At 40.4% G+C, this 21235-nt stretch carries 11 protein-coding genes; 5 read left to right on the top strand and 6 right to left on the bottom strand.

The annotated features are described in order from the left end of the window. Positions 1 to 23: 23 nt before the first annotated feature. The 6 genes from IGI67_RS20545 to IGI67_RS20520 form a co-directional block, all read right to left on the bottom strand. Positions 24 to 8066, bottom strand: a complete 8043-nt coding sequence (locus tag IGI67_RS20545) for an InlB B-repeat-containing protein (RefSeq protein WP_429959088.1) — start codon at positions 8064 to 8066, stop codon at positions 24 to 26. A gap of 193 nt (positions 8067 to 8259) precedes the next feature. Further along, a complete protein-coding gene (locus tag IGI67_RS20540) occupies positions 8260 to 9006 on the bottom strand; it encodes a winged helix-turn-helix domain-containing protein (RefSeq protein ID WP_429959087.1) in 747 nt (248 codons plus the stop codon). Positions 9007 to 9720: 714 nt separating this feature from the next. Continuing rightward, a complete protein-coding gene (locus IGI67_RS20535; protein WP_429959086.1) occupies positions 9721 to 10632 on the bottom strand; it encodes a tyrosine-type recombinase/integrase in 912 nt (303 codons plus the stop codon). Positions 10633 to 11282: 650 nt separating this feature from the next. Next, entirely contained in the window at positions 11283 to 11522 is a 240-nt protein-coding gene (locus tag IGI67_RS20530; protein WP_429959085.1) for a hypothetical protein, read from the bottom strand. A gap of 94 nt (positions 11523 to 11616) precedes the next feature. Next, a complete protein-coding gene (locus tag IGI67_RS20525; RefSeq protein WP_429959084.1) occupies positions 11617 to 12156 on the bottom strand; it encodes a helix-turn-helix domain-containing protein in 540 nt (179 codons plus the stop codon). A gap of 579 nt (positions 12157 to 12735) precedes the next feature. Then, the gene (locus IGI67_RS20520; RefSeq protein WP_429959083.1) at positions 12736 to 13131 is read right to left on the bottom strand and encodes a VOC family protein; all 396 of its coding nucleotides are present in this window, start codon (positions 13129 to 13131) and stop codon (positions 12736 to 12738) included. Between the two features lie 407 nt (positions 13132 to 13538). Here IGI67_RS20520 and IGI67_RS20515 point away from each other — a divergent pair, with 407 nt between their 5' ends. From IGI67_RS20515 to IGI67_RS20495, 5 genes are all read left to right on the top strand, one after another. Further along, positions 13539 to 14924: an APC family permease gene (locus IGI67_RS20515; protein ID WP_207108958.1), complete on the top strand. Its 1386-nt coding sequence runs from the start codon at positions 13539 to 13541 to the stop codon at positions 14922 to 14924. A 3-nt stretch (positions 14925 to 14927) separates the two neighbouring features. Then, a complete protein-coding gene (locus IGI67_RS20510) occupies positions 14928 to 16538 on the top strand; it encodes an amidohydrolase (protein WP_429959082.1) in 1611 nt (536 codons plus the stop codon). A 177-nt stretch (positions 16539 to 16715) separates the two neighbouring features. After that, on the top strand, positions 16716 to 16991 hold the full coding sequence (locus IGI67_RS20505; RefSeq protein WP_207108956.1) for a CD3324 family protein: 276 nt from the start codon (positions 16716 to 16718) through the stop codon (positions 16989 to 16991). A gap of 164 nt (positions 16992 to 17155) precedes the next feature. Next, entirely contained in the window at positions 17156 to 17302 is a 147-nt protein-coding gene (locus IGI67_RS20500; RefSeq protein ID WP_429959081.1) for a hypothetical protein, read from the top strand. A gap of 366 nt (positions 17303 to 17668) precedes the next feature. After that, on the top strand, positions 17669 to 21217 hold the full coding sequence (locus IGI67_RS20495; RefSeq protein ID WP_429959080.1) for an InlB B-repeat-containing protein: 3549 nt from the start codon (positions 17669 to 17671) through the stop codon (positions 21215 to 21217). The last annotated feature ends 18 nt before the right edge of the window (positions 21218 to 21235 follow it).

Here is a 21235-nt window from a genome sequence, read left to right as displayed (position 1 = left end):
ATTCTGTATATGCTAATTATTTTTTACTTAGATTCTGATTCAGACTCTTCGTCTTTTTTCTTTTTGAAACCGAACAGGGCTAGAAGTGCCAGCATCCCTCCAACAATCGTCATACCAACTGTTGGCGTATCATTAGTTTTCGGTAATGATTTTCCGCTAGTTGAAGTCGTTGATGTACTAGATAATCCGTTTATACTTGTTTTACTTCCGCCAGTGCCCGCGCTGGTACCAGAGTTGCCATTGTCTTGTGACCAATGAGCCACTAGTTTCATGCCATTTTCTGGCATTTCGACAGTCTCCCCAACTTTTGTTTCCCCGTTGAACCAGCCAGAGAACGTATAGCCTGATCTAGTTGGATTTTTTACGTCCTTCAGACTAACTGTTGTTCCAACCGGTGCTGTGATATCCGCTGGTTGAGTCTTCGTATCCCCTCCATTGACATCAAAGCTGATCGTTTGTATCTTTTGAGCCGGATCAATAACGGTTACATCGATTTCTCTTGATTCTACAGTTGACCGTGCTTTTGTTTCATAAGAAAGTGCCGCTTTATAAACACCCTTCTTACCTTTCACTGCCGAGATATCAACACTAATATTTTCATAAGAAGCGAGTACATCGTCGGTATTTTCATCTATTACTTTTGCATCTGAAAGTTCCGCGATTTTCTTATCTAAAACATTGGCAGTCATAAACTCTTCAACTTGTTCAGTAGTTAAAACAATGTTATTCGCCTTAATAACTGGCAGAACTGCTTTCTTCTCCCAAATTGCGTAAAGAGTGACCGTGTCTCCATCTTTAGCTGTTAAGTTGTCCACTGAATCTTTGTCGTAGTGTGCAACAACGCCATCTTTTTCAGTTGACCAGCCGATAAAGTCATAGTTTTTACGCTCAAAAGCATTGGCAGTCAGTGCTTGCGGTGTGTCATAAACAAACGCCTGATCCTTCATCGTACCCGTTCCGCCATTCGCCTTGAATGCCACCTTATAGTGGTTTGCTTTCCAGGCAGCGACTAATACCATGTTTTTATCTGGCATTGGAATCGTTCCTGACACAGCTGCTTTCGCTGCATCTTCTTTGTCATACCAATGATCAAACGTATAACCTTCACGTGTTGGCGCGGTTACTTTATCCAATTCAACATTTTCTCCAATACCTGTTTGAATATCTTGCGGTTGTGTTGCCAAATCGCCGCCATTCACATCAAAGGAGATCACTCGTTCTTGAAGCTTCCACACTGCGTATAATGTTTCAGTGCCGTCCTTCACGTCCGTTAGATTCTTAATGGCCTCTTCGTTGGCATACTTCACTGAACCAGTCTTAGTCGTTGACCAGCCAACAAAATCATAATTGGTTCGATCAAATGCATTTGCAGTCAGTTTTTGTTCCGCGTCATAGGTAAAGCTTTGATCACTCATCGCACCCGTTCCGCCATTTGCATCAAACGCTACGGTGTAATCATTGGCTTGCCATTCGGCAACTAGTACTAGACCGCCAGCCGGCATCTTGAATGTGCTGGCCATTGGCGTTTTCGCTGCATCGTCTTTCACATACCAGTGAGTGAAAGTATACCCTTTACGAGTCGGTACTGCAACTTTTGCTAAGTCAACATCCGTATCTGTCATTTGCTTGATATCGGCTGGTTTCGTTGCAGCATCGCCGCCATTCACATCAAATGCAATGGTTTGCTCTGTTGCGTTCCATACAGCAAACAATTCAACCTCACCGTCTTTGTCCCCTGTCAGATTAGTGACATTGGCTTTATCAGCGTAATTCACAGATCCGTTAGCAGTTGTTGACCAGCCGGCAAAGTTATAGCCTGCTCGTTTGAATTTGTTTTCTGTCAAAGCTTGCGTTTTGTCATAAACAAATGCTTGATCGGCCATCGCTTCTGTCCCGCCGTTTGCATTGAATTTGACCGTATAATTATTGGCCTCCCATTCAGCGACTAACGTCATTCCTTTAGCTGGCATCGTTACTGATTTACCAACATCTGCTTTAGCTGTATCGCCTTTCTTGTACCAATGTTTGAAGGTATAGCCGGTTCTCGTAGGGTTCTTCACGCTACTTAAATCAATCGTATCATCTGTATTACCAGTGATGTTTCCTGGTTTACTCGATACATCGCCTCCATTAACATCGAATTGAACGATTTGGGCACTGGCTGACCAAACCGCATATAGATCAATGCTGCCGTTATTATCTGCAGTTAGATTCGAAACGGTTGCTTCATCGACATAACTTGAAGTACCGCCGCTTGTTGTTGACCAGCCGACAAACGTATAGCCGTCCTTAACAAAGCTGTTCTTCGTTAATTTCTTCGTTTCATCGTATTTGAAGTCTTGGGCTGTCATCGTTCCAGTACCAGTATTCTTATGGAAGTTCACTGTGTAAGTGTTCGCTTTCCAATCAGCTACTAAAGTCACGCCATTAGCTGGCATCGTGATTGATGCTCCTACATCAGCTTTTGCCGCATCCCCTTGTTTATACCAATGCTTGAAGGTATAACCGGTTCTCGTCGGTGCTTTAACCTTACTTAAATCAACAGTGCTATCAGTGTCGCCTGAAATATTCCCTGGTTTCGTTGAAATATCACCGCCATTGACATCAAACTGAACGATTTGACTATCCGCTTTCCAGATCGCGTATAAGGTCACCGTTTCATCCTTAACTGCAGTCAGATTATTAACGGACGCACTATCCAAGTACATATAGGCGCCTGTTTGCTTCGTTGACCAGCCTTGGAAAGTATAGCCATCTCGCGTGAATTTATTCGCAGTCAGATTTTGTGCCGTATCGTATTTGAAGCTTTGATCGGCCATCGTTCCTGTTCCGTCATTCTTATCAAACGTCACTTTATAGCTGTTTGCTTCCCATTCTGCGACTAACGTTACTCCACCTGCTGGCATCGTAATTGAATTTCCAACGTCCGCCTTACTTGCATCACTTTGTTTATACCAGTGTTTGAAGGTATAGCCTTTTCTTGTTGGGGCAGCTACACCACTTAGATCTACAGTTGTCGCTGTATCTTGTTTAATATCTCCTGGCTTGCTCGTCGCATCCCCGCCATTGACATCAAATGTGATCGTTTGTTCGTTCGCTTTCCAGACAGCATATAGGGTAACTGTATCCTTATCTTTATCAGAAAGGTTCTTGACGTTTTCATTGTTGTCATATTTCTTTTCGCCAGTTTTGCTTGTTGCCCAGCCTTGGAAGCTGTAGCCGTCTCGCGCGAAGCCGTTTGTTCTTAAGTTTTGTGCTGTATCATATTTGAAGTCTTGATCAGCCATCGTTCCCGTTCCGTCGTTCTTGTCAAACGTGACTTTATAGCTGTTCGCTTCCCATTCAGCGACCAACGTTACTCCACCTGCTGGCATCGTAATTGAATTTCCAACGTCCGCCTTACCTACATCCCCTTGTTTATACCAGTGTTTGAAGGTATAGCCTTTTCTTGTTGGGGCAGCTACACCACTTAGATCTACAGTTGTCGCTGTATCCTTTTCGATATCATCTGGTTGTGTTGAAGCATCCCCGCCGTTAATATCAAATGTGACTTTTTGTTTGGCAGCTTTGAAGGTTGCTTTCAAGACCAGATTTTCTTCAGAAATTGTTCCTGTCGAGAAGTCCCATTCAGTATTATCTGAGTCCTTCACCCACTTATCAAAGACATAGCCTGCCTTCGTTGGATCAGTTTTAGGCTTCGTTAATTTTCCTGAATATAATAGTAGATTTTCTTCTTTCGCATACTCTGTCGCTTCCACCATGTACGATGCGGTTGCAAATTTGATTGAGAAGTTCTTGGTTACAGTTGTTTGATTTCCAGCAAAGTCCGTTACAGTCATCTCAACCGTATAATCTCCGGCTTTTTTATCCCCAACCAGATAGCTGATTTGATCTTCTAAAGAAATTGTCCCTTTTGCAGAGGTACCAGAATATTCAACTGTCCCACCTTTGGTAATCTTCCAATCAGTCGAGATAGAAGTCGTTTTATCTGCCGCCGTCAAGGTTACTGAATCCGGGTTAATATCCTTGCCTGATCCATGTCCATTATCGATAGCGATGCTCGCAGTCGGTGTGTCTGTATCTGTAATATACAAATCAGTCGCATCTTTCGTACCGATCCCCGGCTCCATATCGATCGTAATTTCACCAGTAGAATTTGCTGTAGTGAAAACAAAGCTCTTACCGCTCGGAGCAGTGGCTTTTACTTTATATTCATCTGAACTGTTGATACTAAGTTTTTCAAATACATAAGCCCCATGATCACCAGCAGTCGTTCCATCAATCTTCGTGGTTCCTTTATAAAGTTCTACTGTGAAATCTTTACCATAGTCACTAGCAACTACATTGCCATCTTTATTAACAAAATTAATCGTTCCATTCAACGGCGTATTCACAAACAACGGCACACTCAAATCATTGATTTCATGAGAAGTACTTGTCAAGTCATTAATTGTGAATTCTGTATTACCATTCTTTGTGACCCATGCAGTTTTTGTATCGATCGTCTCCACACCGTCAGGTCCAGTAGTAATAAATTTAGCGCCTTTACTTGAAGGCAACGTTACTTTGACTTTATAAGTACCATATTCTAAATCGTTAAAACCAAAGATACCATTGTTATTTGATGAGTCGGAAGAGGATTCACTTGTTAATCCCGTTGGAACAAAATTGGCGCCTTCCTTCTTGAAAAGCTCAAATTGTACTTGGTTCAAACCTGGTTCTGTACCAGCTTTATCACCGCTCTCATCTAAGTCAATATAGACATTTCCTGAAATCAGCCCATCATTTTGAGCGATACTCGTTTTTACGGAAGATACAGCCGGTTCATTCACTCGCAAAGTCCCAGCTTCTGTCTCAAACTTATAGGCTACGCTATTTTTCGCAACAAAAGTTTCCGTATCATTGGCTGGTCTTTTCGCATCCAGTACGACGACCCCGCTGTACTCAAGAACTAGTTCATCACCTGGATTTAATCTCGCATTTGGTAAACTCACTCGAACGGCCCGAACCTGCGAGAAATCACTTACTGATGATACCCAGGCTCCACTACCGATAGGATCGCCACTTGGTGAAGCGAAACGAACTGGATCATTCGACAATGAATATTGTAGCGTCACATCATTTGTTTCAACACCATTTAAATAAACTTTGATTCCGCCTGAATCTGGATTAATCTGAAATTCTGACCCTCTTGGTGAGCCAGGTGAACTCACTAACGCGTCCCCAATATGTGGTAGAATGTTGACTAATTCAACATCGGAATAACGTTCTGCACCGTCATTTTTCATGGAAATTTTATATGAGACTTTTTTCCCAGGAGTAACTGTTCCTACCTCATTCTTAGTTGCATCTTTCCAATCAGCATCCTCACTACCTTTTACATTTACAGTGGTATTAACACGTTCTCCTTGTCCAACAGTTAACACTTTTTTATTCGAGTAGTAATTAGAAACGCTGGCTCCTAGTTTCGTTTGCATCTCTGTTGAAAGAGTTTCAGCAGTGAAATCATTCAATTCAGGTTCAGTAAAATCTTCAGTCAGTGAGCCCATTCCGACTTCTACTTCATAGTTGCCTGACATCATGTACCCAATCGTGTACTGATTTTCAACCAACAACATTTGAATATAATCTGCAGCAGACAGTTTGGTATCATCTGCCTTAAAATAGTAAACCGTATCCCCATCTTCTGTTTGGAATGTTCCTACGTTATTCGCTTTCGAAATAGGTGATGCGGGCGTTCCGATCCGCGGATAGTCAGACTTATACGTATTGTCGTATGGATATTGAATAGAGTTATACTTGTTCTCAACAGTAATTCCCTTAGGCACCTTAACAAAGATATAAGGTTGATCTATTTCACCTGTGATCGATACTAGCCGATAACTTCTAGTATACTTATCTCCAGAACTAACGATTCCAAAATCTCCCTTAGGCAAGTACTTATATGTAGCAATTTTATTTGCCTGTTCTTTTTTATCAGCTACTACTACATAATCCAAGGTATTAGGAGTTGATTCTATTGTTCGAGCATCCCCTTTTGCATCTGTAAAAGTTACAGAATTCGGCAACTCAAAAGTGTCTCCCGCCCCACTAGTTGATTTAACTGTATAAAATGTCCGGAATGGTTGATGAGCTCCAGGACGATAAGGTACTTCTATATAATAGTATCGTATTTTCGTTATAGTCTTATCCTGTGGAAAAAGGAAATCATCTCCCTGACTAGTTGCTTCAAACCAATTTACACCATCAAAGTATTCCACTTTTTTAAGTGCAGGAAGACTGCTCATAATTCCATTCACTACTTTATTAGGCTGTACTTCATCAGGTACCTCTGTCTCAACAACCACGTCATCAATTGGTTTTCCTGTAGTACCCATGATCGTAACCGCTGTATTGAAGGTTTGACCTGGAGCGAGTTCTTTTCCTTGGGTATCTCTTCTATAACGGAAAGTGAAATTTGTTTCTGCCTCTTTGACAGTTATGGTCATAACTGGGACATCAAAGATTTGGGTATCGTCATTATAGTATTCTGCTTTAACACTAACTGATTCACCTGGTTGCGTATCTTCTGGTAGATTAACATTCATAAATGTTAATAAATTATTTACTTCTTCTGGGCTAATATTTCCTAATGTAAATATATAGGTCTGATCATCAATTTTTTGAATTTGATTGTCTTCTAAGGTGATTGCATGCAATGAATTTTGAATATCATGGTATGCCATTTGTTTGAACAATTTAGAGAACCAATTCAATTTAGTTACATCTGAAATATGAATTTTTATTTTTAGATTTGAAAATCCTTCTTTTGTGCTTTCATTATCTTTTCTTAAGTAACCAAGTATTTCTGTGTCTGTTCCTGCATAAACTTCTGTATCTTTCCAGCCCGTTATCGCCCAATCTGAAGTCCCAGGTTGAACGTCTTTTATTCCTTCTGTATCAAATAGAATATCTTTCTTTGCTACATTACTAAATGAATCGGTCTCTTTTTTAAATTTCCCAGTAAATTCAGCATTTAAAGAAATATTGTCACCTTTCGAAATTCCCACGGCTGATTTTACCGATAACGAGACAGAATCAACATTCCCAGAATTCCAATCATCATTTAATTCAATCGTAATTGTTTTTTTATCATAGCTCATGGTTAAAGATTTCATATTTGAACTCTTAGTAGGCACTTTGACAAACACACCATTTGTAAGAGTAATAACGATCTTGCCATCTGTTAAAACATCTGTAGATAAACTGTGACTAAAGTCCACAATATAATTAATAATTTTTGAAGAGTCAGTAATCTTATCATCCGGTGTAGAATTTACATTTAATGAAACGTTACTATGTTGAGCAGCTTGTGGTCCGATCTTTGTTTTTGTTTCACTTTCCTTTTTCTGCTCTTCTCTTGGTGTTTCTTCTTTTTTATCTGCGTCTTTCTGCTCTTCTTCTTTTGATTCTTCTGTTTCTTCTGCTTTTTCAGCCACAGCAAAAACCAATTTATCGCCAATCTTTTCCTGAGCGTCATCGCTCATTTGAAGTTCATAGTCTCCTGCTTTTTCGGCAGTCAATACCAGCTCGATTTCCTCATATTCATCAATCTTAGTTAGTTGCAACTCCCGCTTTTCTTCATCGAAGGAGATAAGTGGGCGAAGCTCTTCCGCATTTTTCTCCAGATCATATTCGATACCCTCTGGTAATACGATTTTAGCAACCGAATGTGTTCCCTTTATTTTTACAGTGAAATCGTCACCTGCAGTAAGGGCTTGTTTTGGGTCTTTGAATTCCCAATTAAGTGCTTTAGCCTCCTCTACTTCAGTGGTTTCTGTAGTAGACTCTGCTGTTTCTTCAGCAGTCTCGCTCGCTGTACTTTCAGATTCTGCTGCAGGCTCCTCTGCATTTTCTGCCGCGTTCAATGGCAGGTCATCCAAAATTGTATTGGTCTTTAAGTCCTCACTGTTCATTGTTCCAGTCACTGTATTCTCATTTTCATTCGCTAAGGCCGTCACAGGTGCCAAACCATACTGGCTAAGAACTGCGACACAAACTAAGCTAATCAAATTCTTTTTTTTCATGAAATCTTTTCCTCCCTGTTGCTAAAAAAACATTAATACAAAATAATTAAAATACTTTCATTTTATTATAATCTGAAATTATGTTTAATAGCAACTTTTAATTTATCTTTTTAACTTTTTTAGTTTAAAAAAGATAAAAATCAAATACAAATAACGCTTTTTATTTAATCAGAAGATTACTTTCCCGTAATAATTACAAGCTGATTGGCAGCCCATTTTCCGTAACCTCATCTGATAGAAGATAGCCCTCACCCCACACGGTTTGAATAGCTTCCTCATTGAAACCAAATTTCCCCATTTTCTTCTTTATTTTCTTTATAAGCATCGAGGTTTGAGACAAACGCGAATTACTTGGTGTTTCATTCCAAACATACGTACAGAGATCCTCTCTTGAAACAACCTTCCCTTTAGCCTTGAACAAGCATTCTAAGGTTGCTTTTTCTCGTTTTGATAAACTGCGTTTCAACTGAACGACATCACTAGGTAACCCTGCTTCTTGATATAAGAAAATAATATTTGATTCTTCATTTTGATAAATAGCTAATTTTTCAGATAATTGCTCCCGTAAGCTGTTTATCGAATGATCAATCAGAAGCCAATCTATGATACCTAAGTCGTTTAACCGCTCTTTTTCCTTTTTCGATGGTTCTTCAACTAGTTTTCGTAGAAGAATTTGTTTGTTCAATTGGATATTCGGTACCAGCTCCTGAATCTCATTGTCGGAAATGGTTTCGCTTAAAATGATAGCTTGATAATTAATTAATAGATTTTTTTGAAAATTTCGTTGATTCTCATCTGTTATATTCATTTCTTGAATACTCATTTTTATTTGATTTAACATTTCCACCGAGCATAAAACTTCGTAGTTTAGATGTTGCAGTTGCTGCTGCAGCTCTTGTTCTATCAAAAGATTCTTAGTTAAAATCAATATTGGTCGCATTTGTTTCCCCCCAGCCTTCTCCTCAAATTTTCAGCCCTAATGTCTTATCTATTTAAAAAAAGCAAAATAAATAAAATGTAGGTGATTATTCTTTGTCATTTTTGCAATACAGAACTTTATCTTTCCATCTGCACACCTCACAAAAGATTATTTTCTTAATTATATTAATAAAAACATCTTTCATTCAATCTTCTAAGTGGATAGTTTTTTGAAGATTTTTGAAGTTCTTATTTTTATAGTATTTTTAATAAGGAATATTTGAAAATGTACGCATTAACGTTTTTTAAGTATCTTTTTGTTGATCCATTAATTGAGATACCTTTAAAAGAGATAGAAGTAAACGAACCTTCCTACTCTCTCTCCAACCCCCATTCCTCGAAAATAATTGTTCCCCATGTTAAAATCACATGACAGCTATTATTTTTTACGTTTCTGGTGAATTTCTTGTTTTAAATAAAAATAAGGGAATGGTCATAAACGTTTTTGTTAAAAGGATCAGAACCTCTGACGGCGATAATTGACGGTCGGAAAAATAAATGGGCTATCATTTAAATAACAATATTTCAAATCTCATCTCAACTAATGTTCAATAAATAGAAGTTCAAGCAGGTCTAGATTTTAAAAATCCCTCAGCTTAAATTGATAGCGCTTACTCGTATAAAACAAGAATGATTCACCTAGCAACGGCCTCTATTATTTTTTTAAACGTCTTTTCTAAACAGTGACTTGCTCAATGGCGAAGACGGCGTGAATACGTTCCTCAAGCATAGAATCCGAATAGACATCCAGCGTCATTTTGGTTGAGGAATGGCCTAATAGCGCACTCACAGAGGCAACACCGATCTTCGCCTCCAGACAACGAGTCGCGAAGGTGTGGCGTAATTGATGGAAATGAATCTGCTCTAAGTTGGCTAGTTGCCGAACTCGATGGAAGTGATAAGTCAATACTCGCGGCTCGCAGCCTTTGGTTCCGACCGAGAAAACAAATTGGCTTTTGCTCTTTATTTTCAGGTTTTTTAAAAGTTTTTTAACCACGCGATTCATTGGTATCATGCGATGTGAAGCGTAGCTTTTCACCGTATCATAATGCAAGCAGGTCCTCCTCTCTTCTTCCAGGGTTACTCGGTGACAGGTTTGATCCACGTGAATAATGTCCTTGTCAAAGTCGATATTTTCCCATGTCAATGCAGCGATTTCGCCAATGCGCAGACCTGTGTTGAGGGCAAGGATGGCCGATTGTCCTTTTTCATCTGGGTACGAGCTTGCAGCCTCGACTAAAGAGCGCTGCTGTTCAACGGTCAGTGCGTGAATTTTTTGCGGCAGTCTTTTGGGAAGTGTTACTTTTTCGCAGGGATTCTTATCAATCACTCCTTCTGCCTGAGCCATTTTTAGCGTCTTGCTTAGTAAACGGACAATGATATGAATACTATTAGGCGATAGTGTTTCTGCGAGTTGTTCGTCAATCACTCCCTGTATTCGTTCAGAAGTTATTTGGTATAAAGGAAGTTCCCCGAAATTCGGCAACAGATACCGATTCAATTTATAACAGTAATCCGAAAAGGTTGATGTTTTGACTGTGCCTTGAACAGCGATCCTCCATTTTTTAATCCACTCCTCGTACAACATCAGGCTCCTTCCATATAATTGAAACCTGTTTTGTGCTGATTGCTTTAGTGGCCGCAGCTTTGTCTGCACTTCTTGGTAGCTTTTACCATAGACGTAGCCATATTTAAGTCTGCCATCATTCCTTCTCCCTAATGCATAGCGGCCTTCCCAACGCCCATCCTTTCTAAAATAGATATTTTCTCTACCAGATCGTTTATCCATAAAATAACCACTCTTTCATTCCTAATTGACGGTTCAGGTGACGGCTTCGCGAAAAATGTTATTTTCACCGAATATCTAGATTATTTATACGTGATCGCGTTCTGTATATTCTAATTTATTGTTGAAATATTAACTCGAATATCATATACTTTTTAACGAAAGTATAACCACATTGAAATCCATATATATTTTTTTGATTATTTCTAAAATCCCTTATTTTTATTTAAAACAAGAAAAAGACCACCAGCCATTAAATAACGACGTGGTGATCTATCCATTGATTTTATTCTATTAATCTGCGAACTACTTTCTTTTAACTCCTACCTTTTCCTTTCGATTTCTTACCTAATTTTAGTCAAAAATAAAGCATTTGATCGAAAACACTAAATTACTCTTTTTTATTTAATTTTCACTTGTACACTAATAATGTTCATTGCAACAAGTCTAGTTCATAACATAACCCTTTTTCTAATTAACTCTTTGTGTAAAACTACTTCAGCAATTTCCCCATCTGATAAAACAACAATTTTACTAAAAAGACTAAATTTATGTGAAACAATGGTACCGAACTTCTCTTTTACTGAATCAAAAGAATATTTAAAAAGCTCTAGTTCTGATATTGGGTCTAAAGAAGAATTTGGTTCATCAAGCACAATAATATGTGATTCTTTTAAAAAATGCTCTGGCAAGTGCAACTTTTTGCCATTGTCCTATAAACCAACTTCCTATTTGAACAAGGACAGCAAAGCTTCCGAATCGTGCTTTAATCCCTTTTACTATTATCTAATTAATGATTATCGTATTTGTAAAAGCTAATATAAATAATAAAAGTAATGATAGACAAAGCATCGCAACGATGAGTAGGAGTACAAACGAAATTCTAACTGCCTTTTGCTTAAAAAGGTGACTATTCCTGTTAAGAAAAACTATCACCATGGAAAAACTGCTCATACATAAAAGAATCTGCCACGGTAATACTAATGATAAAACCTCGTCACTTCCTCTAATTATGAAAAGTAAAACAAATGAAAAAACAATTACAAACAAATCTATTATGATATAGAACGGCAATTCTTTAAAAAAGGCCAATTGTTTTGAATCATTCTCGATTTTTTTCATGAGATTTACATCTCCTCTCAGCATTGTATCCAAAGACAACGAGTAGAAATCTGCCAACCTTAACAACATAAAAACATCAGGATAATTCTTGCCTATTTCCCAATTTGAGAGAGTTTGCCTTGATATATTTAGTTTTTCCGCCACCTCTTGTTGTGTCTTGTTCATGTCATTTCTACTTTTTTTAATAATTTTTCCCAATTCCATAAAAAATCCACCTTCACATAAAATGGTTGTGCTTAATCAACTTATTATAACTAACTGGTCATTCATGAGTTCATAATAATCTTATTTGATTCACAGGCTTATTTCTAGAAATTAATGTTTGCAAACAGAAAAATTAGTGCAAATCATTCTTGCAAACCCTGTTTAATCGCCTTTTTAATAAGATATCCAAAAAGGAGGAAATCCGTTTTGTTTGTGTTGCATTCAAATCTCATTCTGTCGTGATCCAATATTTTAAATCTCTTTTATTCCAGTAAGATATAATACAACTGAACGATCCTCCATCCCCTCATCAGCGCTTTTAAACAACATATTGATACACTTCTCTGATTCTTCACTTCTGTTCTGGTTTATATAAAAAATGCTAAGTTCCGTGCTATAGGAATCCTCAGGGAACCTGAAAGAGGTGCGGCTTCATGTATTCCTTTTAAAGAGAGAAAGACCAAACGAAAAATGTCCAAAAGATTGATTTTATCAGCCTTTTGAACACCTCAACTTTTATACTTCTTCTACGAAAAAAAAGCATGCGGCGCATAAAATCACACCACATACTCATTTTTTTTAAATCACAATAATATTCCACACGATACCAAACTTGTCTTGAATGGTTGTATGCAGCGGACTATAAAATGTCTCCGTCGGCGGAAGAAACACCTCTCCCTCTTTACTCAGCTCGTTGTAAATTCTCTTCCCCTCAGCTGCATCGCTTGGATGTACCGTCAAATGGACTTGGTTTCCAGAAGTAACAGGCTTCGAAAATTCATCCGCAAAGGTAAATTCAGTCTCAAATAACGTCATTTTCCCATGAAGCACATAATTTCTCACATCTTCGACAACGCCCTCAGGAACGTAGTCGGTGTATCTTAGGATTTCCTTCTTTTCTCCAGAAAAAACCTTTTCATAATAAGTCATCGCTTCTTCGCACTGCCGGTTGAATACTAGATAAGGTGTCACCATAGGCCTATCCCCTCCGAATTTAAGATTTCTCTATTATACCATGCTAAATAGAAGCAACGTGTCTTTACCCGAAAAAAAGAGGCCCAACTTTTTGTCATTCCTGCCTTACCTGCAATAGATTTGATTGTATTATTAAACAGTTTTCTAGCTCGATAGTAGCTTCTCAAAAAGTTTTTTTCTGATAGAATGGACTTATGCACTTTTCACAAAATAAATGAGCTTTGGCTGTTTCTTATTAGAGCCATTTTTCATCAAGACGTTGATGAGAACGAAGCATTTTCTGTTAAAAAAGGTTGTTTGACTAAGTGAATAGAAACATTTTGAGTAGGCCTGTTTTTGAAGCCTGCTTATCTTTAAAATGTTTTTTTCAGAATATTTTGACATTTACTAAAAGGGGGAGTTAATGAATGGATCAAGAGAAACACTTGCAGGAGCTGAGCACGACTGAGACGGAATTTAATCGGGAATTGGGCGTCTTTGGCGGGGTTAGTATTATCGGCGGAATCATGATTGGTTCTGGAATTTTTTATTTAGGTTCCTATGTTTTGGAACGAAGCGGGATGAGCTTAGGGTTAGGCTTACTTGCTTGGATAGTTGGTGGTTTAGTGACCCTATTGGCTGGATTATGCTACGCGGAGCTAGGCGTTAGTATGCCTCGAGCTGGCGGTTCAACGGTTTATTTGACGGAGGCCTTTCATCCAGCGGTTGGCTTTTTGAGAGGGTTTACTGATTGGCTGATTGGCGGACCAGGCTCGATCGCTGCTATGTCGATCGCCCTGCCGACGGCGATGAGAAGCTTTTGGGACATCTCTGACATGCAGGTAAAAATCATCGCAACGGTCCTGATTATTTTACTGACCGTCTACAATCTATTTGGTATCAAGCAGGGCGCTTTTTTACAGAACATCTCTATGGTGGCGAAATTAATCCCGATCTTGATTATCCTGTTTGCGGCTTTGTTTTTAGGAACGGAACGGCCGGATTTGTCATTGACACCAGTGACCAATCCTGATGCTTCGTTCTTTGATATTATTCCTATGATTGCTTTCGCGACAGTTGCCAGCTTGTGGGCTTATGAAGGCTGGACGAATCTGAACTCGATGACAGAGGAAATGAAAAATCCTAAGAAAAACCTGCCTAAAGCGCTAATTGTCGGAATCGGCGGGATTACTATTTTATACACCTTATTCAATTTTGCTATTTATAAGGTACTGCCTTATGACGAGATTGTTACTAATATTGAAAATGGAAACCTCTATCTTGGAACAGAAGCCGCTAGAAGTGTGCTAGGCAATTGGGGCGGGATCATTGTTTCTTTAGGGATGATTCTGGCGATGTTTGGCGGGATAAACGGACTGATTATTGCTCAACCGCGAATGTATTATGCGATGGCTGTTGAAGGGCATTTCTTTAAGTCTTTTGCTAAATTACATCCGAAATACAAAGTACCGACGGCTTCCATCGTTGTCCAAATGGTTCTATCTATTATTCTTGTCTTTTCACGTAATTTGGATCAGCTGACATCTCTGGTTGTATTTACGGCGATGCTGTATAACCTTCTGACAATTATCGCTGTCTGGGTAATGCGCCGCCGCTATCCTGAATTGCACCGACCTTATCGAGTAGCCGGCTATCCATGGACCGTCCTGATCACATCGATTCTATTTATTGGCCTGCTGATTAACACCTTTACAGAGGATATCCAAAATGCGGTTCTAGGGATGGGTGTACAGATTATTGGGATCTTGGTCTACTGGTATTTTGATCGACAGCTTAAAAGAAAGAAGGCGTAGCGAATGCGGAAATTATTTACAGGCGGAAAATTTTATCTTGCTAGAGAAGAGTTTGCGGAAGCAGTACTGGTTGAAAATGATCGAATAATCAAGGTTGGTACCGATGAGGACCTGCGTAAATCGGCGTATGATGCGGTTATCGACTTAAGCGGCAAAACGATCATCCCCGGATTGAACGATTCTCACTGTCATATTTCATGTGTCGGAGCAGCGTATTTACAGGTAGACTTGTCTGGTTGCCGCTCGATTGCAGAGATTATTGATTTGACGAAGGAGTTTATCGCGAAAAATCCGGAGCTGACGAAAAACGGCGTTAGAACAATGGGCTGGAATCAGGATTTATTTACCTCTGGTGAAAAACGAGTGCTGGATGTACATGATGTCGACCAGATTTCAACCGAGATCCCCGTCATTTTGGAACGCGTTTGCGGTCATATTTGCGCCGTGAACTCCAAGGCGTTGGCTATGAAGAACATCACGAAGGACACGCCTCCCCCACGAGGAGGAACGATCGAATCTGATGAAGACGGCAATCCAAATGGTGTGTTGACGGAAAATGCCGTGCAATGGATCGAGGAAGTGATCCCTAATTATACGCGGGAGGAAAAGATCCAATTTATGTCCAAGGCGTTGAACTACGCGGCTAGCGTCGGCCTAACAAGTGTCCAATCCAACGATATCGCAGCACCAAATACGTACGGTGATTTTGAATCTATTCGAGCCATCTATGAAAATAAATTGACAAAGGTCCGTTATCGTCACCAAATCTGCGCATATACGCCGCAGGAAATGGATCAGATTATTAATGTTGAGGCCTTAGAGCCGATTTACCAAGAGCCTTATTTAGACCTTGGTCCTATTAAAATGTTCAAGGATGGAAGTTTGGGTGCTAAGACTGCTATGATGCGCGACGGCTACCTAGACGAGCCGGACAATCATGGGGTTTGTGCTTTAGATTATGACCTTCAGGTTGACTTAGTAAAAGCAGCCAGCAATCGCGGGCTGCAGGTCGTAACCCACGTGATTGGTGATGGCGCGATCGCCGAAACAGTGGCCGCGTATCAGAAGGGCTTTATCGGCGGCAAAAATAAGCTGCGCCATGCCTTGATTCATTGCCAGATCACAGACCGGCCATTGTTAGAAGAAATCGCGGCGAAGGACATCGCTGTCTTTTTCCAACCGATCTTCTTAGATTACGATATGCAGATTCTTGAGGATCGTGTTGGCGCTGAACTAGCCAGTACATCCTATGCCTTTAAAACTTTAGCGGATTTGGGCGCACCTATCGGGTATGGAACAGACGCACCCGTCGAGGACCTCAATCCCTTCCCTTGCATTTATGCCGCAGTCGCAAGAAAAAATCAACAGGGTGAGCCTGACGGCGGCTTCTATCCAGAAGAAGGGGTCGACATTTATGCAGCCATCGATGCCTATACGATCGGCTCCAGCTACTTAGAGTTTAAAGAAGCGGAAAAAGGGCGAATCGCTGAAGGCTATCTGGCTGATTTCACCGTTCTGGATGAGGATATTTTTGACATACCGCTGGATGACATCAAGGACATCCAGCCAAGAATGACCATCATCGGCGGCGAAGTGGCCTTTGAACGAGACTAGCCGAGCCAGTACCTACTCTTGTCTGCTAAATAGATATGCTATACTTTACTTAATGAGTAGCGGAAAGGAGCATTATGATGGGGGTAATTATTTTAAAAGCCTAGCAAAAGCTTGGCAGGAATGCTTGAAAAGCTTTTGCTGAATCCTAAAGTTTATTTTGAATTAGGAGGATAAAAGATGGCTTATCAAAACGCATTCGAACATTTACCAGAGGAAATCGTCAAAGAAATCCAAAAATATGTTCATGGTACAGTCCTTTATATTCCCAGAAAATCCGAAGAACGCCTGCCCTGGGGCAGCAAAACGGCTGGTAAGAAAACGCTCCAGCAGAGAAATCAGCAGATTTTTCAGGAATATCAACTGGGCAAAAGCACCCGAGAGCTGGCAGACAGCTTTTATCTGGATATCAAAAGTATCCAGCGCATCATTCGCACAATGAAAAAACACTGTTAAAAAAGAGCCGGTTCTCACTGGCTCTTTCTTTTTTTATAAAAAAGGCTGCTCCTCCCCTTGCCCCATTCTCCTTTATAATAAAAGTAGAACAACGAAAGGATCTGATTTCCATGAAACTATTTGCTGACCGCTAGACGCCATTTTTGCTGAAAGGAGGAGCATTCATGACAAAGACTAAGCTGGAGCAGTTTCTTCATGCGAAGAAAAACAAATCCGTTGCGCTCTCACAGCAGCGTTCCAAAAATAAAGTAACGGGCAAACAAACGATGGCTCATGGACAGAAAAAGCGCGGCCGTCCATTATCAAAATGACCTGCCGCACTTTCATATATGTGGATTTAAAGAGGCTGAGCCAGTGATTAATCATTGGCTGGCCTATTTTAAACATTTTCCACTGACGCCCGCCGACCGGAAATGTACCACATATCCCCCTTTCCAACACTCCCCATCTCTAAAAATAACCTAGTTTATCCTATCTTCAATATCCAGTAATGTTATTGTTCTTTTTGGTATAAATGATTTAAATAGGAAATCGAAGTTAAATTTGTCTTTTATTTAAAGAAAAATATCCAAAGAAACGTTGAAAGATAAGTGTTTATTTAAACTTAATTTGAAATGCTGTTTATAATAATTCCTAGCTAATATTTTAGAACCCAATGTTTTTTAGGAGGAATTTTTATGAAAAAGAATGCCGCTCGGCTCATGCTTCTCAGTATTTTTCTAGTCACTCTATGTGAGCCGATTGCGAAAGTATATGCCAATCAGGTCCCTGCGATGAGCAGCAGCTCATCACTCTCAGAAGCTTCAAGGAACTCGCAGCCAGCATCGTCAAGTAATGCGGCTTCAACGAGCAGTCCAGCAGAGTCCTCTTCTGCTTCAAAAGCGCCGCAGGAAGGGGCAATTCCAAGCGAAAGCAAGTCTGCTGCTGAAACTGAACAGCTTACAGCGACCTTCATTAATGGCAACGAAGTGTTCAATCAATCCAAAGTACATAAAAATGAACGGGTCCCTTATCCTGGAGAACCGGCTGCTCAAGCAGGACAAATTAGTTTCATTGGTTGGTTCACAGACCCCGTTGCCGGAAGTCAATTTGATTTTGCCACCCCGCTTCAAAAATCGACGACGTTCTATGCACGCTTCAGTCAAACCTATCTTGTACAATATAAAGACAATGCTGGAAAACTTGTTGATTCCAAGGAAGTGAAGCCTGAGGAGCGGATTCCCAAAAGCACTGTGGAGCTGACGCCTCCAGCCGGTGAACATTTTTCTTATTGGTATATCGAGGGGGATTCGACCCAAACACCCTTCAACTTTGAAGCAGCAAAAGCCGATAAAAATCTGGTTCTCGTTCCAAAATTCACTGCGGAAAGAACCGTTCTATTCGTTTCAAATGGCTCACAAGTGGACCCGCAATATATAAAGGATGGAAAAGCTGCCGCAAAACCGGCTGATCCGGTAAGAGACGGCTACACCTTCTCTCATTGGTCAACAGAAGAAAATGGTTCGGTTCCTTACGACTTTAATACGCCGATCGCGCAAGACATCACTTTATACGCGGTTTGGACGCCAGAAAAGGTCAACTATACGATCGCCTATTGGATAGAAAAGCCTAATTTAGCAAACGATCCAGGAAATGATGCTGCTAATTACAATTTTGCGTGGTCCACCGAAAGAAAAGGACAAGCTGGAGAAAGCCTCTCCGTCGATCAAGATTTAGCAGACAGCATCAAAAATTCCAGCACTCAGGGAAAAGCTGCCTTGAACTATTCGGATTACGCCTTTAGTGAAAAAAAGGGCATCTCCGGAAGCGGCCAAACAATCATTAATGTTTACTATAAGCGGACAGTTTACAAAGTGAAATTTGCTTTAAAGAATGCACAAGCAGAAATGGACGCAAACGGACAACACATTACCGGAAGCGATCCTGAATTATACACGATCTCAGCAAAATATGGTCAAGATATCAAAGAACTGTGGCCAAGTAATCCCACAGTCAAGAATTCTTCCCTTAACTTCCAAGGCTGGCTGTATCCGTCAGATTCTATTAGTTCAGGAAATATCAGTACTGGGAACCCAATTACCTTAACCAACAACCTAATCTCTACAACAGCCGGGAAAAAGGAACTAACGTTGACCGCCGACTATACAACAACGGCCAGAAAGAATGTCCGCAAGATGTACGTCGAATCCCTTGATAAAACCGATGAACTCTTCGAAGATCGTTACTATGACCTATTCGATACTCAAATATACTACTCCGCCTCAGGAGGGTATATAGAAGATCCGATTTACGGATTCACCTTTTATAAAGATCAAATAGAAGATTCTTATAATGGAAGCTACTATTACTTAAGGAACAAACACACCTTAACCTATAATACCCAAGGCGGTGAGTTCCAAGGTGCGGACCAATCTGTCGTAAAAAAATATCAGGAAACCATCACTGCACCGAAAGACCCCACTCGGGAAGGCTATGTTTTCGCGGGCTGGTATTTAGATTCAGACTATCGGCAAAAGGTCGACTTCGATCATTTCGTTATGCCCGATAGTGATACAACCTTTTTTGCGAAATGGGAATCTAATCAGGATACCGTCCACTATTTTGATTCTTTAGGCGGAAAACAGCTGCTCCAGCAGGGCTACGCAGACAATGATCATATCGTTTTTCCAAGTAACTATGTAAAGGGCAAAACCTATGTAGACGGCAAGGGCGTCTTTAACGGATGGTTTTGGCAAGTTGGTTCGTCTAGCTTTGAGTTCTCTGACACGATTCCAATAACCCACGATATTGACTTATATGCGAAGTGGCAAACAGATGGCTTTCATGTTACCTATGATCTCGGCGCTGGAACAGGCACCCTGCCAGTTGATGAAAAGGACTATGATTTAACGACGAGAGCATTGATCAAAAACGATGATGGCATCAAAGCGCCTGCTGGCAAGGTGTTTATTGGCTGGCAATCCGATCAGGAGTCTACGATTTATTACCCCGAGGATCACATGCAGGTTCGCGGGGATACAAAGCTGACCGCTGTATACGCTGCTGCTGAAGACGTGATCCATGTCACCTATCACGCTGGCGACTATGCCGATAGTCCAGCAGACGTTTCTCAAAAGGCGCTAAAAAATACGAACATCTCTTTGCAAGGAGCCCTATTTGAACGCCCTGGTAAAACACTCTCCGGCTGGAGTAAAACCGCCGCTGGAGCAAAGGATTATGACCTCGGCGAAAGAAATTTCGCAGTAGGAACGACTGACAGTGATCTGTATGCGGTATGGGAAAATAAAAAAGTTACTATCACCTTCCTGCCTGGAGAAAACGGCACCCTAGACTACAACAACCGCTCAATCACTACCGCTGTCGATTACGGAACTGCTTGGGAAGATGCCTTAACGACAATGCCCGAACCAAAACCAGACGCTGGATATACATTTGCCGGCTGGGCACCAGTATTGCCAGCTGCGAATGAAGAAATGACAAAAGACCAGATTTTTACCGCGCAATTCATCAAGAAAGCAGAAGGCAGTGTCACTGTTCGATATGTCGATGAAAATGGGGAAACAATCGCTGCTGATCAAACTGTATCTGGAACTGAAGGAGAAGCGTACGATGTCTCAGGGCCAAAATATACATTAGCCACAATCAAAAATTATCACTTTGACCATGCATCAGATAATCTCACAGGAACATTTACAGAAGGAAATATTCTGATCCTCTTGACCTATAAAAAAGAAGCACCTGCCCATGTAGGAAATGTAGTCGTGAAATACCTTGATACTCACGGAAACAAGATCCATCCAGATTTAGAGCTCAACGGCGACGTAGAAAGCACCTACGATATCAAAGGCTCTAATATTCTGATCGACGGCTACCGCTTCTTGAAAACGACCGGAACTTTAACCGGCCGCTTCAGTGAAGCACTGGTCTATATCACACATATCTATGAAAAAAACACGAAAGAAAAAGATAGTCCAAAACAACCGGACAACAAGCAGGAAAATCCTAAAATCAAAAAAACTGCAGAAATGAGCAAAACGAAAACCTATAAAAAGATTCCATCCCGCTCCCGCGGCGCTATCAACAATAAAAACATTCAGTCCATTTCAACAAAAAGCTATCCCAAGACCGGAGAAAAAACCTCTCCTTTATTGAAAATAGCCGGACTGCTAGTAATCATCCTCGTTATTGCGGCAATTTTTCTAAGACGAAAAAACCAACGAAAATAAACTGATTTCCATTGGTTC

This window comes from Enterococcus sp. AZ196 (assembly GCF_050498845.1).
Classification (GTDB): domain Bacteria; phylum Bacillota; class Bacilli; order Lactobacillales; family Enterococcaceae; genus Enterococcus_A; species Enterococcus_A murrayae.
This window is presented reverse-complemented; position numbering and strand designations above follow the sequence as displayed.

What these genes read in the sequence shown, in the direction of transcription:
- IGI67_RS20515 (WP_207108958.1), top strand. Translation starts at nt 13,539, where the DNA reads ATGGATCAAGAGAAACACTTGCAGGAGCTGAGCACGACTGAGACGGAA.
- IGI67_RS20510 (WP_429959082.1), top strand. Translation starts at nt 14,928, where the DNA reads ATGCGGAAATTATTTACAGGCGGAAAATTTTATCTTGCTAGAGAAGAG.
- IGI67_RS20545 (WP_429959088.1), bottom strand. Translation starts at nt 8,066, where the DNA reads ATGAAAAAAAAGAATTTGATTAGCTTAGTTTGTGTCGCAGTTCTTAGC.
- IGI67_RS20495 (WP_429959080.1), top strand. Translation starts at nt 17,669, where the DNA reads ATGAAAAAGAATGCCGCTCGGCTCATGCTTCTCAGTATTTTTCTAGTC.
- IGI67_RS20535 (WP_429959086.1), bottom strand. Translation starts at nt 10,632, where the DNA reads ATGTTGTACGAGGAGTGGATTAAAAAATGGAGGATCGCTGTTCAAGGC.
- IGI67_RS20505 (WP_207108956.1), top strand. Translation starts at nt 16,716, where the DNA reads ATGGCTTATCAAAACGCATTCGAACATTTACCAGAGGAAATCGTCAAA.
- IGI67_RS20500 (WP_429959081.1), top strand. Translation starts at nt 17,156, where the DNA reads ATGACAAAGACTAAGCTGGAGCAGTTTCTTCATGCGAAGAAAAACAAA.
- IGI67_RS20520 (WP_429959083.1), bottom strand. Translation starts at nt 13,131, where the DNA reads ATGGTGACACCTTATCTAGTATTCAACCGGCAGTGCGAAGAAGCGATG.
- IGI67_RS20525 (WP_429959084.1), bottom strand. Translation starts at nt 12,156, where the DNA reads ATGGAATTGGGAAAAATTATTAAAAAAAGTAGAAATGACATGAACAAG.
- IGI67_RS20540 (WP_429959087.1), bottom strand. Translation starts at nt 9,006, where the DNA reads ATGCGACCAATATTGATTTTAACTAAGAATCTTTTGATAGAACAAGAG.